General features: G+C 42.1%; 7 protein-coding genes. All 7 read left to right on the forward strand.

What is annotated here, in order from left to right; genetic code table 11:
- Positions 1–431: 431 nt before the first annotated feature.
- Positions 432–839 (forward strand): fatty acyl-AMP ligase, encoded by a 408-nt coding sequence (locus tag F6K64_RS32380; protein ID WP_161603162.1) that lies wholly within the window; start codon positions 432–434, stop codon positions 837–839.
- Between the two features lie 102 nt (positions 840–941).
- The gene (locus F6K64_RS32385) at positions 942–2723 is read left to right on the forward strand and encodes a fatty acyl-AMP ligase (RefSeq protein WP_008184034.1); all 1782 of its coding nucleotides are present in this window, start codon (positions 942–944) and stop codon (positions 2721–2723) included.
- 182 nt (positions 2724–2905) lie between these two features.
- Positions 2906–3871, forward strand: a complete 966-nt coding sequence (locus tag F6K64_RS32390; protein ID WP_202799201.1) for an acyl-CoA desaturase — start codon at positions 2906–2908, stop codon at positions 3869–3871.
- 136 nt (positions 3872–4007) lie between these two features.
- The gene (locus F6K64_RS32395; protein WP_008184030.1) at positions 4008–4310 is read left to right on the forward strand and encodes an acyl carrier protein; all 303 of its coding nucleotides are present in this window, start codon (positions 4008–4010) and stop codon (positions 4308–4310) included.
- A 435-nt stretch (positions 4311–4745) separates the two neighbouring features.
- Positions 4746–12371 (forward strand): type I polyketide synthase, encoded by a 7626-nt coding sequence (locus F6K64_RS32400; protein ID WP_287267539.1) that lies wholly within the window; start codon positions 4746–4748, stop codon positions 12369–12371.
- The gene (locus F6K64_RS32405; protein WP_287267540.1) at positions 12368–17086 is read left to right on the forward strand and encodes a non-ribosomal peptide synthetase; all 4719 of its coding nucleotides are present in this window, start codon (positions 12368–12370) and stop codon (positions 17084–17086) included. Before F6K64_RS32400 ends, F6K64_RS32405 begins: the two co-directional genes overlap by 4 nt.
- Positions 17083–19747 (forward strand): non-ribosomal peptide synthetase (locus F6K64_RS32410; protein WP_287267541.1); only part of this gene is annotated, 2665 nt, incomplete at its 3' end. The genes F6K64_RS32405 and F6K64_RS32410, both read left to right, overlap by 4 nt.

Consider the following 19747-nt stretch of genomic DNA (forward strand, 5'->3'; position numbering starts at 1 on the left):
GGGTCTCGGAATAGGGAACAGCAACGGTTTGAGCAACTTCAAGTTTCTTAACACAGTTCAAAAAAAAAAAAATTAATAGCGTTTATATTAGTAATGAGATATAGAGCATTTTTTCCCTACTCTCTACTTCCTACTCCCTAAAACCTAGGACGAAAGTACCTTAATCAATGGATTACTGCTAGTGAGTACTCCTAGATGTCAGAGTACTTAGGTTTTATATATCTATAGGTGGGACGAGAGTCAAGCAGAATTTATTTACGATTAGGGTTGACAGGTTATTTTTTTCGTGCTAAATTTCTCATGGTGCCGAATTTAGTTGCCTCTCAAGGCTCAGAAACCTAAGTACACCTAAGTAAAGTTAAAACAGTAAAAAACTGTTGAAACGGAGCAAGTAAGCGTTGAAAAACGCTATCTACCAAGGAGGTTGAAACTTGAAAAATATCAGATTTTCAGACCTTGACGAGAAGTTTGACAATCTGGTAGAGTTGTGGCGCTTGAGAGCCCATTCTCAGCCTGAACAAATCCCTTATACCTTCAAGGAAAAAGGGGAAAAAGAAACTGCTCGTATCACCTATGAGGTATTAGAGCAACGCTCAAGGGCGTACGCCTGTCAGTTGCCGTCTCTGGGGGCAACGGGGGAACGAGCAATGCTCGCTAGTAGTACCACCAGGTATAGACTTCATTGCTGCTTTGTTTGGGTGCTTGTATGCTGGCGTAATTGCAGTGCCCACATATCCACCACCCCGACGCAGTCAAAATCTGTCTCGGTGGTTAGCGTACGCATACCTATGCAGAGGAAAGCACTAGAACAAAACCAAGTAATACCAGTCTGTAGCTAGGTTACAGGTGTCCGTAAGGTTATAGGTTGTGGTCAGCCATGGTTAGACCAGAAAATTGCGTACGTTATTGGCAAACAATAGTGGTGAATCCAAATTGAGTATATGAAAAATGAGCAAGAATTTTCTACTTTAATTGACCTTCTTCAATATCGCTCCCACTATCAATCTGCTCGAAAAGCTTACAGTTTCCTACAGAATGGGGAAAAAGAGGTAAATAGCCTAAGTTACAAAGAATTAGATGAAAAAGCCAGGGCAATTGCTGTAGAACTTCAAAAACAAGTAGATAGGAATGAAAGGGCTTTACTCCTATATCCACAGGGACTAGAATTTATCGCCGCCTTATTTGGGTGTTTGTATGCAGGAGTGGTTGCCATTCCGGCACCACCACCAGACCCAATTAGACTGAAGCGGACACTACCTAGGCTTGAAGCAATTGTCTTTGATGCCCAAGCTTCGGTAATACTTACTGATTTTTCCAAGTATTCCCAACTCAAAGAATCCACTTCTCAGTTGTCTTCAGAATTCCAAAGCATCAAATGGATAGTTAGCGATAAAATTCCTATTTCGCTATCACAAAAATGGCAAAAACCAGATCTAAATGGCGATACTCTGGCTTATCTTCAATACACATCCGGCTCCACTTCAACACCAAAGGGTGTGATGCTAACCCACAAAAATTTAATACACCACTGTAGTTACATAAAAGAAGCTTGGGGTTATACATCAGACAGTATCGCCACAACGTGGGTTCCCCATTTTCACGATTATGGACTCGTTGATGGACTAATCCAACCGCTATATTCCGGTATTCCCTGCTATGTGATGTCGCCCATCGCCTTCTATATGCGACCCATTCGTTGGCTACAGACAATTTCACGCTACCGAGTTACCCATAGTCAAGGACCAAATTTTGCCTACGAACATTGCCTAAGAAGAACCACAGCAGAACAAAGGGCGAATTTAGACCTAAGTAGTTGGCGTACAGCTAGCAACGGAGCCGAGCCAGTTCGCCAAGAAACAGTGGAAAATTTTATTGCCACTTTTGAACCATTTGGTTTCCGTAGGGATGCTCTTTATCCAGCTTATGGACTAGCGGAAGCAACTTTGTTGGTTTCGACTAAAAAACATGGGGAAAAAGCCAGGGTGTTGACCTTAGCAGCAGAAGCCCTAGAAAAAAATAAAATTGTAGTAGTATCACCAGCAGACAAAGATCAGGTAGTACGATTTGTAGTTAGCTGTGGACCTCCCATTGGTGGGATGAAAGTGGCGATCGTTAATCGAAACACTTTGAGAAAATGTCAACCAGATCAGGTAGGAGAGATTTGGGTCTGCGATCCTAGTATGGCTGTAGGATACTGGCATAGGTTAGAAGAGACAGAAAAGACTTTTCATGCAAACCTTGCCGAAAGTGGTGAAGGGCCATTTATGCGCACAGGGGATTTAGGATTTTTGAAAGATGGGGAACTATTCATTACAGGGCGTATCAAAGACGTGATTATTATTCGTGGTCGCAACCATTATCCCCAAGATATTGAATTGACCGTGGAAAAAAGTCACCCATCACTGCGTTCTAGTCATGGAGCAGCATTGGCAGTGGAGATTAAGGGAGAAGAACGTTTAATAGTGGTTCAGGAGGTGGAGCGTAGTTACCAAAAGACACTAGATCTAAATGAGGTAGTGGGAAATATTAGAGAGGCAGTTACAGACGAACATGATCTACAGGTGTATTCTGTAGTATTAATAAAAGCTGGGAGCATTCCTAAAACATCAAGTGGTAAAATACAACGCTCTGCTTGCCGAGTTAAGTTTTTGGAAGGAACATTAGACCAGTTGGAAGCCAGGGGAAAAGTGGCAAGTAAAAGACAAGCAGCGGTCTCCACTTAAATGGAGGTAGTTTTGATGGGTTGATTTGATAAAGATTGATGATATAATTTGATGGAATTTACCGAGATACCGCCAATTATGTAACCGGGAAAATTAGGCCCTAGATCCTTAGTATTAAACAGGTGTTATGGCCTTGTAAAAAATGAAAAAATTTAGAAAATGGTAACCAAGGAGACAGTTTGATGTCAATTCCAATGGATGTGACCAAAGAATCTTTTAAACCAGCCAAAACTCAAAAGTCAAAAACTATATTAAATGACTACATAAAAGGTCTCCAGACCAAACACTTTCTGTTGTACAATGTCATTCCAGCAATCGGAACAGTAATAGCGATCGCTTTACTATGGTGGTACCCGATCAGTAGCGTGGAAATAGGACTACTAATAGGAATGTGGGCATTGAGTATGATTGGGATGAGTTTGGGACTACATCGCTACTTTGCCCATCGTGCTTTTAAAACCAGCGAGACGATGAGAGTCATTTTAGCAATTCTAGGTTGTATGGGCGCTCAAGGACCTGTAGTCTCCTGGGTAGCAGTGCATCGTCGCCATCACGAGTACAGCGACCTGCCTGGTGATCCCCATTCCCCAAATCCCGAATTACTAGGGGAAGGAATATTTGGGAAATTACGAGGTCTGTGGCACGCCCATGTGGGTTGGCTAACAAACCACGAGTATCCTAACCCGATGTATTATGCGCCAGAATTGATGCGAGACAAAACCATTAGCAAGATTAATCGCCATTATGTAGTGTGGATAGTTTTGGGTCTGCTAATGCCAACTATTTTAGGAGGAATTATTCATGGCTCTTGGATAGGGGCTGTGGAAGGTCTTCTGTGGGGTGGATTTGTAAGGATGTTTGTGGTAGATAACTCCATTTTAAGTATCAATTCATTTTCTCATGCTTTTGGGACTCATCCTTTCGATAGTAAAGACCAGAGTCGGAACAATATTTGGGTGGCTATTCCTACTTTTGGAGAATCCTGGCAGAATAATCACCATACTTTTGAAAATTCGGCAGCGATCGGGTTAAAATGGTGGCAAATAGATTTAGGTTACTGCCTAATTTGGTTATTGGAAAAATTAGGTTTAGTTTGGGATGTGAAGTTGCCAAGCGCCAAAATGCTCGAAGCTAAGAAGTTAGCTTGATTGTTCAGAAGAAATAAAAATAGGAAACCTGAACAAGATTAGGAGGTGTAACTATCATTAATTGGTGAGAGCTGATGATAGTTACACGTATCGTCAATAATTTCAGTAAAATCTAGTAACTCCCCATCAATAAATTATGGAAAACTTAACCGTAGAGACCGAAAACCTGACTAGTGTAGATAATGGAAGTATAGAGAATAAGAATCAACCCACAGTAGATGAGGTTCAGGAGTGGTTGATTTCTTATCTGTCACAACTATTAGATCTAGAAATTGAAGAAATATCGACAAGTACTTCTTTTAATCGTTACGGTCTAGATTCTTCAGCCTCAATATCTTTAACAAGCGATTTCGGGGATTGGCTATCAAAAGAAATAGACCCAACAATTCTGTATAGTTACCCCACAATAGAAGCTATGGCAGAGCACTTTGGTGCATAATATTTGTTGAAATTCACTGGTGATTGCTGAGAGGATATCTGAAAAGTTTTTTGATCCTGAATTTTGCCCCCCTGACCCCCCAACTTTGGGGGAAACAAGAGTCAATTTGCTTCTAAAAGTCCCCCAGAGGGGGACCAACGGGGGCTTGGATGTAGCAAATGAGACTTCTCAGACAACCTCTGAGGGATATCTGATATATTCCTCAGCCATAGTGTAGCCAATAAATAGTTTGTCAGTAAATCACCTCTAACTGTATTAGATTAGTAATACAGATATTAATAAAAATTAATATTAAGTCTGAAAAAAAAATCAAATAATTAGTTAAAATAATTTTGGGGGATACATAGAGCTATAAACCAAAACTAAATTTTAAACAAATAATTTTAAAATAATTTATGTAAATAACAAATTCGAGAATAAAATAGTTAAATACCAATGAATAAAGAACCAATAGCAATAATAGGAATGGGATGTCGTTTCCCAGGAGCTAAAAATCCCGAAGAATTCTGGGAATTACTGTGTAATGGTATAGACGCAATTACCGAAGTGCCAGCTTCTCGGTGGGATAACGAATTATTTTATGACGCCGACATCTCCAAGCCAGGGAAAACGAACAGTCGGTGGGGTGGCTTTCTAGAGCAAGTAGATCGATTTGACCCGAATTTTTTTGGTATTTCTCCCCGAGAAACCCAAACAATGGATCCCCAACAACGGCTATTGCTGGAACTAGCTTGGGAAGCTTTAGAAGACGCTGGACAACCACCAGAAGAATTGGCAGGTACACCCACAGGGGTATTCATGGGGGTATCAAGCTTCGACTACTACGAACTCATCGCCCAAAATCCCAGTAACTTTAGTACCTATACAGGCACAGGTAACTTAAATTGTATTAACGCCAATCGCCTCTCATACTTTTTCGACTTCCATGGACCGAGCATGGCCATAGATACTGCCTGTTCTTCATCCCTGGTAGCAGTACACTTAGCTTGTCAAAGCCTGTGGAGTGGAGAATCTAGCCTAGCTTTGGTGGGAGGCGTACATATGGTGACATCGCCGTGGATGTCAGTAGCCTATGCCCAAGGAGGATTTATGGCTGCTGACGGTAGGTGTAAAACCTTTGATGCCAAAGCTGATGGTTATGTCCGCAGTGAGGGTGCAGGGTTAGTGATACTGAAACCACTATCTCTTGCCCTGGCTAACAGAGACCGCATCTATGCCTTAGTCAAGGGAAGCGCAGTTAACCAAGATGGATACAGCAACGGACTGACAGCCCCCAATCCCTTGGCACAGGAAGCGGTGTTACGGGCAGCGTACAAAAATGCAGGAGTTTCACCAGGTCAGGTTCAGTATATAGAAGCTCACGGGACTGGGACAAAACTGGGAGACCCGATGGAGATGAAAGCCTTAGGAGCAGTGCTTTCTGTTGGTCGTGCTCCTGGTGACTACTGTGCAGTCGGTTCAGCTAAAACCAATATCGGACATTTAGAAGCACCAGCAGGTATTGCCGGATTAATTAAAGTGGCGCTGTCACTTCACTATCGCCAGATTCCACCAAGTCTAAATTTCACTGAGCCGAATCCTTATATCAAGTTTGACGAAATACCATTGCGAGTACAGGAAACTCTGACACCTTGGCCAGAAAAATCAATGCCAGCGTACGCAGGTGTGAGTTCCTTTGGTTTTGGTGGCACTAACTCCCATGTGGTGTTGGCAGAAGTAGAGAACAAAGAACTCTTAATAGGGAACACGGAAGAAAAACGGTTAGAACGTCCAGTAAATCTGCTTACGCTCTCAGCGAAAACGGAAGAAGCTCTAGAGCAGTTAGTGACCGGTTATGAGCACCACTTGAAAAAACATTCAGAATTGGCAATAGGAGATGTTTGTTATACAGCCAATGTGGGGCGTACGCATTTCAAATATCGCCTCGCTGTTGTCACCAAATCAACAGAGCAGTTACAGGAACAATTAAAGGCTACCGCAGAAAGAGAGGAAACACCAGGAGTTTTCAAGGGTCAAAAGATTGGTCGCAAGCGTCCTAAAGTCGCCTTCCTTTTCACCGGTCAAGGTTCCCAGTATGTAAATATGGGACGGCAATTGTATGAAAGTCAACCTACTTTTCGTCAAGGGTTAGATCAATGTGATGAAATCCTACGTCCGTATTTGGAACATTCGCTTTTAGAAGTACTTTATCCTCAAGAAGCACAAAACTCAAGTTCTTCTTTGCTAGACCAAACTGCTTATACCCAACCGGCTCTATTTGCTATTGAATATGCCTTAGCCAAGTTATGGTTTTCTTGGGGCATTAAACCAAATGTGGTGATGGGCCACAGTGTGGGAGAATATGTGGCAGCTTGTATTGCAGGAGTTTTCAGTCTTGAAGATGGTTTGAAGTTAATTGCCATGCGTGGCAGGTTAATGCAGCAGTTGCCTGCTGGTGGCAAGATGGTATCGTTGTTGGCATCGGAGGAGCGGGTCAAAAAGGCGATCGCGGACTATAGTTCCCAAGAGGGGTTGGAGAAGTCCGCTGTCAGCATTGCTGCCATCAATGGGCCAGAAAGTATAGTGATTTCTGGTGAGAGTGAAGCGATCGCAAGTATTTGTAGTAAACTAGAAGTAATGGGAGTTAAGACTAAACAGTTACAGGTATCCCACGCTTTCCATTCTCCTTTGATGGAGCCAATGTTGGCCAAGTTTGAAACTATAGCCAAACAAGTCACTTATAACAAGCCTCGAATCAAACTTATTTCTAATGTCACTGGCAAACTGGTAGGTGATGAGATCACTTCTGCTGAATATTGGGTTAACCATGTCCAGCAACCAGTGAGCTTTGCCCAGAGCCTGAAAAATACGTATCAAGAGGGTTGCAAACTGTTCCTAGAAATTGGACCCAAACCAATATTACTGGGGATGGGACGTCAATGTGTACCAGAAGATGTAGGAGTATGGTTACCATCATTACGTCCAGGAGTGGATGAATGGCAACAAATGCTCTCTAGCTTAGGACAATTGTATGTAAAAGGAGCCAAAATAGATTGGTCAGGGTTTGACTCTGACTATAGTCGTCAGAAAGTAGCATTGCCGACTTATCCATTCCAACGGGAACGTTATTGGATAGAAACCAACAACAACTTCTGGCCTAAACAGCAATTTTCAAAAGGGGAAAACCTCCATCCCCTATTAGGTCAAAAGCTAAATTGTGCAGGGGAACAACAAATATTTGCATCACAAATAGGAGAAAAATCACCCAATTATCTCAGCCACCACCGAGTATTTAATCAAGCACTATTTCCCACAACCGGCTACCTAGAAATAGCAATAGCAGCAGGAAATCACCAATTAAAAACACCCCAGATAGTAATAGAAGACCTAACCATAGGTAGAGGATGGATACTACCAGCAGGAGAATTGACAAATGCCCAAACCATACTCACCCCAACAGACAACCAAAGCTACAAGTTTCAAATATTTTCTCAACCAGAACAACAGGAGTGGAGACTCCACACCACAGGAAAAATCAGAAAAGAGTCAACCCCCCCTACTCAGACAAAAATTGACCTAGAAAAATACAAGAGTGAATTTAATCAAGCAATAGAAGTCAAACAACATTATCAAAAATGTCAACAAGTAGGGATAGACTACGGAAATAGCTTTCAAGGCATTCAAGAATTGTGGTCGGGTACAAACCAAGCACTAGCTTATATCAAACTCCCCGAAGAATTGATAACACAAACAAGGGACTATAATTTCCATCCAGCACTATTAGATGCAGCCTTGCAAGTAATATTTCAGGCACTCCCAGCAACAGATAGTGACCAAACTTATCTGCCAGTAGGAATAGAAGAATTCAAACTATATAAGAATCCCGGGCTGAGTCTATGGGCCTACGCATCAGTAACCAGTCCCGAAGTGAAAACTCCAGAAAGTTTAACGACTCTTGTCACCATAGTAACTCCTTCAGGAGAAATAATTGCCAACCTCAAAGGTTTACAACTAAAACTAGCAACTAAACAGACCCTACTGGGAACAGAAACCGAATCAATAGAAAATTGGTTGTATGAAGTAGAGTGGAGAAGCCAAGGTATTTTAGGTAAACTACTCCCTCCAGATTTCCTGAGACCTCCTGTAGAAATTGCCCAAAAATTAGCTCCAACTCTGACAGAATTAGTAACTCAAGTAGATCAGAAAAGAACAGGGTCTATTGAAACAAGCTTAGAAGAATTAACTGTAGATTATATAGTACAAGCATTGCACGAAATGGGTTGGTCATACAAACCAACAGAAAGCTTTGAATTTGATGCAGCAGTCAAAAAATTAGGCATAGTTCCCAGTCAGAGACAACTGTTTAAGCGTCTGCTACAAATATTAACAGAGGTGGGAATACTCAATTATAATCAGCAGCAGTGGCAAGTGGAACAAACCTTAGCTCAAGTCAAGCCTACTGAAAAAAGCCAGAGTTTACAGAATCAATATCCAGAAGAAGCAGCAACATTGACACTACTGGAACGTTGTGCAAGTCAATTAAGTGGGGTATTACGAGGAGCAATAGACCCAGTTCAGTTAGTTTTCCCCCAAGGAGATTTGACCACAGCGACTCAACTTTATGAAGAGTCAACAGTAGCTAAAGTGATGAACACAATAGTAGAAAAATCCATCACCAAGGCTATAGAAAAATTACCTAAAAGCCGAGGCATACGGTTGTTGGAAATCGGAGCGGGAACAGGAGGGACGACCAGCTATATCCTGCCTCATCTAAATCCCCAGCAAACCGAATATATATTCACCGATATAGGGGCATTATTTACAGCAAAAGCCCAAGATAAATTCCAGGATTATCAATTCATTAGCTATCAAACCTTAGACATAGAAGTAGATCCGAAAAGTCAAGGATTTGAGGCTAATCAATATGATATAATTATTGCAGCCAATGTCCTCCATGCAACCACAATTATGAAGCAGACATTATCCCATGTGCGAGAACTATTAGCAGATGGGGGAATGTTAGTGTTGTTAGAAGTAACAACTGCTCAACGATGGTTAGATTTAGTATTTGGACTGTTAGAAGGATGGTGGAAATTCAATGATTATGAATTACGACCAGATTATCCTTTGCTGAGTAGAGACCAATGGCAAAAGGTGTTGAGAGAAACAGATTTTACCGAAGTAGTCACCATGCCAGAAGTGGAGGGAATGGCAGAAACATTGTCAGGGCAAACGGTAATTGTAGCTCAAAGCTCTCAAACGAAGTTAGAACAAACGAATGATGGTTCTAAGAGTTGGTTGATACTAGCAGACAAAGAGGGAATAGGTAAACAGTTAGCAAGGCAACTGAACTCAGTGGGAGAGGTTTGTACTTTAGTGTTTGCTGGAGAAAAGTATCAACAGATAGCTCCCGCAGAATTTACCATTAATCCCAACAACCTTGAAGATTTTGAGGAAGTAATAGAGACAGTAGCAGGGAAATCACCATCATTATATGGAGTAGTACAATGTTGGACGACGGAAGCCGGAGTGGGGCAAACTGTTAATTCTGAGGAGTTAGGAAGTTTGTCTAAGCTAGGGTGTGGCACAACTCTATCTTTAGTACAAGCATTGGTAAAAGCAGGGTTATCCATTGTACCTCGATTATGGTTAGTGACGAGTGGTGCTCAAGCGGTGTCGTCAAATCATCCGGTCATACCAGGAGTAGCCCAATCTTCGGTGTGGGGAATGGGCAAAGTGATTAGCTTGGAACATCCAGAATTGAACTGTACTCGTATAGATTTAGACCCAGAGGAGACTATAGAGGGTCAAGCTGATGCACTCTTTAATGAAATCTGGTCGGAGGATTCCGAAGACCAGGTGGCATGGCGTGGAGATGGTCGTTATGTAGCTCGGTTGGTGGCTAGTCATCATCGGCAACCAGTGGCACAACAGTTGGTGCCATCACAACCATTCAAACTAGGAAGTTCCGAGAAGGGTAGTTTAGATAACTTAGTCTTAGAGCCAGTTACTAGACGTTCGCCAGGAGCAGGGGAAGTAGAAATTAGAGTTAAGGCAACAGGATTGAATTTTCTAGATGTAGTATCTGCATTAGGATTAGTCCCTCAGCAAGTGGATGGAATGTCTCAAAAACACTTAGTAGAGATGGACAGTTTTGGTGGAGAGTGTGCGGGTGAAGTAGTAGCTGTAGGGTCAAAAGTCACAGGCTTTCATGTAGGGGATACAGTTATGGCTATGGCTCACGGCAGCTTTAGTCAGTATGTAACTGTTGATGCTACCTATGTAGTTATCAAGCCAGAAAATCTGAGCTTTGAAGAAGCAGCATCTATTCCAGCTAATTTTTTAACAGCTTATTATGCTTTGCATCATGTGGCCAAGATTAAGGCTGGCGATCGCATCCTTATTCATGCAGCAGCAGGAGGTACTGGAATGGCTGCGGTGCAGATTGCAATGGAAGCAGGAGCCGAAGTCTTGGCAACTGCAAGTCCTCCCAAATGGGAAGCTCTACGAGATATGGGAGTCAAACATATTATGAATTCCCGAACCTATGAATTTGCTGACCAAGTGATGGAAATAACTCAAGGTCAAGGAGTGGATATTGTACTTAACTCTCTGACTTCTGGGGAATTTATTAGTAAGAGTATGTCAGTGGTAACTCAGAGTGGTCGGTTTGTGGAAATCGCCAAGCGAGGAGTATGGGATTCAAGCCAAGTAGCAGCTCTCAGACCGGATGTATCTTATTTTGTGGTGGATTTAGTCAAAGAGTCAATAGAGCAACCGGGATTAATCAATTCTATGTTGCAAGGGTTGAAAGATAAGTTGAGCAACGGTTTACTACAACCACCACCAATAAAGGTATTTCCCATAGAGGAAGTCATTGATGCCTTCCGTTATATGCAGCAAGCCAAACATATAGGCAAGATTGTGGTGACTCAAACACAACTTGCTGATGCTAGGACTCAAAAGCCTTTAAGTTTCCGTTCTGGAGCTAGCTACTTGATTACAGGAGGTATGGGAGGTTTGGGTTTACTGGTAGCAAATTGGATGGTGTCAAAGGGAGCTAAACATTTGGTATTGTTAGGACGCCGTTCACCGGATGATGCTATTAGGAAAAAAATAACAGAGTTAGAAATGGCAGGAGCGGAAGTGGTAGTGGAAAAGGCCGATGTGTCTGATCGGAAATCGATCACAGAGGTGTGGAAGAGAATTGAGGAGTTAAACAGACCCTTAGCAGGAGTGATTCATTCGGCGGGGATGTTATCAGATGGAGTGCTACAAAACCAGAGTTGGTCTAGTTTTGAGCAGGTGATGGCACCGAAAGTCCAAGGTGCTTGGCACTTGCATCAATTGACTCAAAATCAACCATTGGACTTTTTTGTGCTGTTTTCTTCAGCAGCATCTCTGTTGGGTTCGCCTGGTCAGGGAAATCATTCTGCAGCTAATGCTTTCCTTGATGGTTTAGCCCATTATCGTCGCGCTCAGGGATTACCGGGATTGAGCATTCATTGGGGAGCCGTTTCTCAAGTAGGAGAGGCAGCCGAACGGGGTGCAGATGTGAGGTTAAGTAAGCAGGGGATGGGTGCAATATCTCCGACTCAGGTGTTAGAGTCTCTAGAGCTATTGATGAGTGGTTCGGATGTGGAAGTAGGGGTGGTGCCTATTGAGTGGTCAGGCTGGCAGGAGAGAGTGGCACAGTGGCCGTTTTTGGCGGATTGGTCGGAAACAACTACTTCAACAGTTACTAAGGATAATAGCATTTTAGAACACTTAAAATCAGTTTCCTTCATGGAACGAGAAAAGATATTAATTGCTTATATCGAAGATAAAGCAGTTCGAGTATTAGCCATGAAAAATAATCTCATCGATATACACAAACCTCTAAATAAAATGGGACTGGACTCTCTAATGTCAATTGAGCTAAGAAATCAAATTCAAAGTGAGCTAGAAGTGGATGTTCCAATTACAAAATTTATGGAAGGAATCACCATTGCTGATCTCTCAAATCAACTAAATCAACAACTGAATCAAAGCGATCGCACAGATAACATCAAGGAAAAAAACTGGATAGAGGTAGAACTATGAACTTAATTGAATTCTTACAAGACCTTTCTATCAAAGGTCTTAAATTATGGACTGATGGAGGCAAATTAAAAACTGGAGGTTCCCAAGAAGTACTGACCACTGATGTTATTGCCCAACTAAAGCAGTACAAATCAGAAATCTTACAGTTACTAAAGGAAAATCCAGATAGATTCCAAGTCCATCCCCTCTCTTATGGTCAAAAAGGTCTCTGGTTTTTGTGGCAGCTATCACCCCAGAATCATAATTATAATGTGTCATTTTCGGTTCGGATCTACTCTAAGGTAGATATAACTATTTGGCAACAGGTTTTTCAAGCTCTAAGGGAAAGGCATCCGCTACTACGGAGTACATTCCCGAAGTTGGGCGAACAACCAATCCAACAACTACATCAACATCAAGCGTTAGACTTATTACAGATAGATGCTTCTAGTTGGAGTGAAGAGGAGTTAAATAAAAAGGTAGTTGCAGCTCACAGACATCCTTTTAACCTAGAAACAGAACCAGTGATGCGAGTTAGGTGGTTCACTTGTTCTGAGCAAGACCATATTATGTTATTGACAATACACCACATTGCTTTAGATGGTTGGTCATGCGACTTAATTACCAAAGAGCTGCCACAACTCTACCAAGCTCAACTAAATGGGCTTGAGGCATCCCTACTACCACTAAAGCATTCTTATCAAGATTATGTTAGTTGGCAAAAAGAGTTAGTAGAAGGACAAGAAGGAGAACAACTATGGAACTATTGGCAACAAAAATTGGGCGGGGAATTACCTGTATTGAATTTGCCTACAGACAGACCACGACCCCCTATACAGACTGATAATGGGGGCAGTTACCCCTTCAAGTTATCTGAAAAGCTGACTGAACAACTGAAGGAACTAGCTCAAACAGAGGGGGCAACTCTTTATATGATTCTGTTGGCTGCTTTTCAAGTGCTTCTGTATCGTTACACAGGTCAAGAGGATATCTTGGTAGGATCGCCTACATCTGGTAGAACAAAAGCGGAGTTTGCTTCTATTGTTGGTTACTTCGTGGACTCAGTAGTGATGAGAGCAGATTTGTCAGGGAATCTCTCTTTTAGAGATTTCCTCTATCAAGTACGCCAGACAGTCCTGGGAGCACTAGCTCATCAAGATTATCCCTTTTCTTTATTGGTAGAGAAGTTACAGGTAGAACGTGACTCCAGTCGTTCTCCTCTTTTTCAGGCTTGCTTTGTACTACAAAAATTCCTGGAATCTCAAGATGTGCAAAAGGTGTTTTTTAGCAGCAAAACAACCTTGATGAATTGGGGAGGACTTGAAGTAGAACCATTTGTATTCGATCAGTATGAAAGTCAATATGATTTATTCCTGGAAATGGTTGAAGAGGACTCATATCTGGTTGGGTTATTAAAATACAATGCTGACTTATTTGATGAGCAAACTATTGCCAGAATGGCTGGTCATTTCCAGAACTTGTTAGAAGGGATAGTGAATGATCCGCAACAGAGAGTAACAGCACTACCATTAATGACAGAGTCAGAGTTAGACCAAATACTGGTAGAATGGAACAATACAACAACAGATTACCCAAATCACAAATGTATCCATCAGTTATTTGAAGAGCAGGTAGAGAAAACCCCAGATGCAGTAGCAGTAGTATTTGAAGAGCAAAAGCTGACCTATTCCCAATTAAATAGCAAAGCTAATCAACTAGCCCATTACTTGCAAAAATTGGGAGTAGTTCCAGAAACCCTAGTGGGAATATGTATAGAGCGTTCAGCAGAGATGGTAGTAGGTTTATTAGCCATACTCAAAGCCGGAGGAGCTTATGTGCCATTAGACCCGAATTATCCAACTTCGCGGATCAATTACATGGTAGAAGATGCACAACTATCCATCATCTTGACTCAAGAAAAATGGCAACATCATCTACCTCAAACAGCAGCTCAAGTAATATGTCTGGACCGAGAGCAACCAAATACAGCAAGTTCAGAAAACCTAACAGTATCAATAACATCAGAGCATCAGGCATACATGATGTATACCTCCGGCTCCACTGGTCTACCCAAGGGAGTGAACATCAGACATCAAGGAGTAGTGCGACTGGTAAAAAATACCAACTATATTAAGCTCACAGAAGAAGACATATTCCTACAATTAGCACCCATATCCTTTGATGCAGCTACACTGGAAATTTGGGGCAGTCTGGTTAACGGAGGAACCCTAGCAGTAATGCCTCCCCATCAACCCTCCCTAGCAGAAATAGGAGCAGCAATTAGGGAAAACCAAGTCACGACCCTATGGCTGACAGCAGGGTTATTTCAACTGATGGTAGAAGAGCAACTAGAAAACTTAAAACCAGTAAAGCAACTATTAGCAGGAGGAGACATATTATCAGTAACCCATGTGCAGAAAGTAGTAGAAAAACTGCCAGGATGTAAATTGCTCAACGGTTACGGGCCAACAGAAAATACCACATTCACCTGCTGTTTCCCAGTCAAAGCTGATAGTAATCTAGAAAAATCAGTACCCATAGGCAAGCCAATATCCAACACCCAGGTATACATCCTGGACTCAAATTTACAACCAGTGCCCATAGGAGTGCCTGGAGAATTACACATTGGAGGAGATGGTTTAGCAACAGGCTACCACAACCGCCCCGAACTCACAGCCGAAAAATTTATTCCTAACCCTTTTGATAATTCAAAAGTCAAAAGCGGTGCGACCCCGCGTCGGCGCAAGACGCAAGGAAATGCGCACCAAGAGAGTCAAAAGTCAAAACTATATAAGACGGGGGATTTGGCTCGCTACTTAGGGGATGGCAACATCGAATTCTTGGGTAGAATAGACCACCAAGTAAAAATCCGGGGATATCGCATCGAAACCGGAGAAATAGAAGCAGTTCTCAATTCATATCCCATCGTTAAAGAAACGGTAGTATTAGCAAGAGAAGACAACCCAGGAGATAAACGTTTAGTAGCATACATAGTACCAGAAACCCAAACCACAACCACCTCCAACCGAGAACTATCAGAAACCCAAGTAGATAGTTGGCAAGACATATTCAACCAACAAATCTATGACCAGCTCAGTGAAGTAACTGACCCCCTATTCAACACTAGAGGATGGATTAGCAACTACGACAACCAAGCCATACCAGTAGAGCAAATGCGCATCTGGGCAGGGGATATTGTCACTCAAGTATTAGCCCAGAAACCAGAGAGTGTGTGGGAAATCGGTTGTGGCACAGGAATGCTGTTATTTCAAATCGCACCGCAAACACAAAAATATTTAGGCACAGACATCTCCAAGGTCTCATTAGAATACATCAAACAACAAATAGAACAGCAACCAGACAAATATAGTCATGTCTCCTTAGCACAGAAACGAGCTGAAGATATGGCTGATGTGGCAGATAACAGTTTCGATGCCGTATTGCTTTCTTCCATAGTCCAGTATTTCCCGAGTGTGGAGTATCTGTTGCAAGTAATAGAAGAAAGTATCAGGGTAGTCAAACCAGGAGGGATGATTTTCTTAGGGGATATCCGGAGTAGGCCATTAATGAAAGCCTTTCACTCTTCGGTGCAACTGTATCAAGCAACTCCCTCACTGTCGAGACAACAACTCAAGTCAAAAATAGACATAAAAATGGAGCAGGAGACCGAGTTGTTAGTCTCACCAGAGTTGTTTGTAGCTCTGAAAGAAAAACATCCAGAAATAACTCATGTACAAATCCGTTTACAGAGGGGAACAGAACACAATGAACTTAATAAATATAGGTATAGCGTACTGTTGCATATAGAGGCACAACCAGGAACAGTAATAACACCGACTGTAGAAAGTGGAGCGGATCTGAGTGTTCAACAGATAGAAACTTATCTGCGATCCAAAGGGCCAGAATCAATTTGCTTTAGTGGTTTAGTCAATGGCAGAGTAGCTAATGATGTAGAGTTGGTAGAGTTGCTATCACAGCCAGAATCAAAACAGAATGTACAGCAGTTGAGGCAGTTTTTAGAGTCAAAGGAAACCAAGAGCATCGACCCAGAGAGGTTATATGAACTAAGTGCATCTTTAGGGTATAGCTTAGAGTTGTGTTGGTCTGCTCAGGGAAGTCCAGAATTGATGGATGGGGTATTTGTGCGCAGTTCCTTAGCCAAAGAAGGGATAGTGTTAACACCCCTAACTCAAAAATCGGTGGTAGCAAGTAACTGGGTCAATTATGGGAATAATCCGTTGAGTTCCCAGTTGAGAAAGGAACTGATACCGCAGTTGAGAGAGTATCTGGAGTCGAAATTGCCAGAGTATATGGTGCCATCGGGGTTGATGGTGTTGTCACAACTGCCTCTGACTCCTAACGGTAAGGTAGACCGTAAGGCATTGCCTGTACCGGATGTGGCCAGTAGTGTGTCAACGGAGTATGTAGCTCCCCAGACAGAGACACAGAAGGTATTAGCAGAAATTTGGGCAGAAGTGTTGGGTATAGAACAGGTGGGAATACACGATAACTTCTTTGATTTGGGAGGGCATTCTTTGATGGCAACTCAAGTTGTGTCTCGGGTGCGAAATACTTTTAATCTGGAGTTATCTGTAAGTAAGCTATTTGAAAATCCTACTATCGCTCAATTAAGCACTGACATTGAAGCTATAGATAATAATATAAACCGATCTCTAGCAAAACGACTACAAACTGCTTCTAATAATCAAGAAAAACGGGAGGAAATCCAACTGTGAAAACATTAGAGAAATTTTTAGAGGAACTCGCTAGTCAAGATGTCAAATTATGGGTTGAAGATGAACGCTTGCGCTGTAATGCTCCAGAAGGAGTATTGACATCAGAGATACGCATTCAACTAAGTGCTCGTAAGCAAGAAATTATTACTTTTTTACAACAAGCTAATTTAAAGAGAGAATTCAATGAAAACTTAATTAAGCCTATTGAGCGAAATGGCAACCCCCCACCATTATCCTATGCACAACAAAGGCTATGGTTTATTGAAAAAATGGCTTTGAGTAGCAACGCCTACAATATGCCATTAACCCTACATCTGGTAGGGCAATTGGACTATGCAGCCCTACAAAAAAGTCTTAACCAAATCATCGCTCGCCATGAAACCCTGAGAACCACTTTCAGTGAAATCAACGGCACACCAGTACAAATAATTCAACCCCCCTTTGAATTAGAACTACCCAGAAAAGACCTAAGTGGGTTAACACCATCAGAAGCTACTACGAAACTCCAACAACTACTCCAACAAGAAAATGAACTTTCATTCAATCTAGAAGTAGACCCCCCCATACGGGCTCAGTTGTTTCAACTAGGAACAACAGAACACATACTGCAAATTACATTACATCACATCGCTAGTGATGGCTGGTCACTGACAGTATTACCCAAAGAACTCTCGGCTATTTACACTGCCACACTGGCAGACCAATCATCTCCATTACCCCCACTACCAATACAATATGCCGACTTTGCAGTTTGGCAAAAGAACTACTTACAAGGTGAAACCCTCTCTAGCCAACTCAACTACTGGAAGCAAAAGCTCCTTGACTTACCTCAACTACAACTACCCACAGACCATCCCCGACCCGCAGTTGAAACTTTTAATGGAGCAGGTATACCGATCAACATATCAGCAGCACTGACATCAAAAATTCAACAACTGACTCAAAAGCAGGGAGCCACCCTATTTATGACCCTGTTGGCAGCCTTCAAGGTATTACTATATCGTTACAGTGGTCAAGAAGGTATCGCTGTGGGTTCGCCCATAGCTAACCGCAATTATAGTGAAATAGAAGGATTGATTGGTTTCTTTGTTAACTCTCTGGTTATGTACACAGACCTGGGAGGGGAACCAAGTTTCCAAGAGGTATTAAACAGAGTGAGACAGACAGCTTTAGAAGCTTATGCTCACCAAGACCTGCCCTTTGAGAAATTAGTAGAAGAGTTGCAACCAGAACGATCCCTATCGCAAAATCCTTTATTTAAAGTAGCGTTTGCTGTGCAGCAGGGTGAAGCAATGAGTCCATCCTTCAGTTTGCCCAACTTAGAGTTAGAGTTAGGTCTGGAGCAATGGATGGGCGATCGCATGACAGTGCGGATGGACATGGAATTACACCTGTGGCAAGAAGGAGAAGAAATCAAAGGATTCTGTGCCTATAACCGAGACTTGTTTGAAGCTGAAACGATTCAACGGGTACTATTACATTATCAAAACTTGCTATCAGCATTGGTTGAGACACCAGAGCAACCTATTAGCCAGTTGCCATTAATGAAAGAGGCAGAAATAGACCAAATACTGGTGGAGTGGAACAATACCAAAACAGATTACCCCACAGACAAATGTATCCATCAGTTATTTGAAGAGCAGGTAGAGAAAACACCAGATGCCATAGCAGTAGTATTTGAAGAGCAAAAGCTGACCTACTTTGAATTAAATTGCAAAGCTAATCAACTAGCCCACCACTTGCAAACCTTGGGAGTCAAACCAGAAACTCTAGTGGGAATATGTGTAGAGCGTTCAGTAGAGATGGTAGTAGGTGTACTCTCCATACTCAAAGCCGGAGCAGCTTATGTGCCATTAGACCCAAATTATCCAACTTCCCGTCTCAATTACATGGTAGAAGATGCTCAACTACCCATCATCTTGACTCAAGAAAAATGGCAACATCATCTACCTCAAACAACAAATCAAGTAATATGTCTGGAAGCAGATATACCAAACACAGCAACTTCAGAAAACCTAAAAGTATCAATAACATCAGAGCATCAGGCATACATGATGTATACCTCCGGCTCGACTGGTCTACCCAAGGGAGTGAACATCAGACATCAAGGAGTAGTACGACTGGTAAAAAATACCAACTATATTAACTTCACAGAAGAAGACATATTCCTACAATTAGCACCCATATCCTTCGATGCAGCGACATTAGAAATTTGGGGCAGTCTGCTCAACGGAGGCACTCTAGTTGTAATGCCACCCCATCAACCCTCCCTAGAAGAAATAGGAGCAGCAATCAGGGAAAACCAAGTCACGACCCTATGGCTGAGTGCAGGACTATTCCAACTAATGGTAGAAGAGCAACTAGAAAGCTTAAAACCAGTAAAGCAATTATTAGCAGGAGGAGACATATTATCTGTCACCCATGTACAGAAAGTAGTAGAAAAACTGCCTGGATGTAAACTAATCAACGGTTACGGACCAACAGAAAACACGACATTCACCTGCTGTTTCCCAGTCAAGGGGGATAGTAATATCGAAAAATCAGTACCTATAGGTCGGCCAATATCTAACACTCAAGTATATATTCTGGATGCCAACTTACAACCAGTACCAATAGGAGTACCAGGAGAACTACACATAGGCGGCGACGGAATAGCAACAG

This window comes from Moorena sp. SIO3A2, from assembly GCF_010672265.1.
In the GTDB taxonomy this organism is placed as follows: domain Bacteria; phylum Cyanobacteriota; class Cyanobacteriia; order Cyanobacteriales; family Coleofasciculaceae; genus Moorena; species Moorena producens.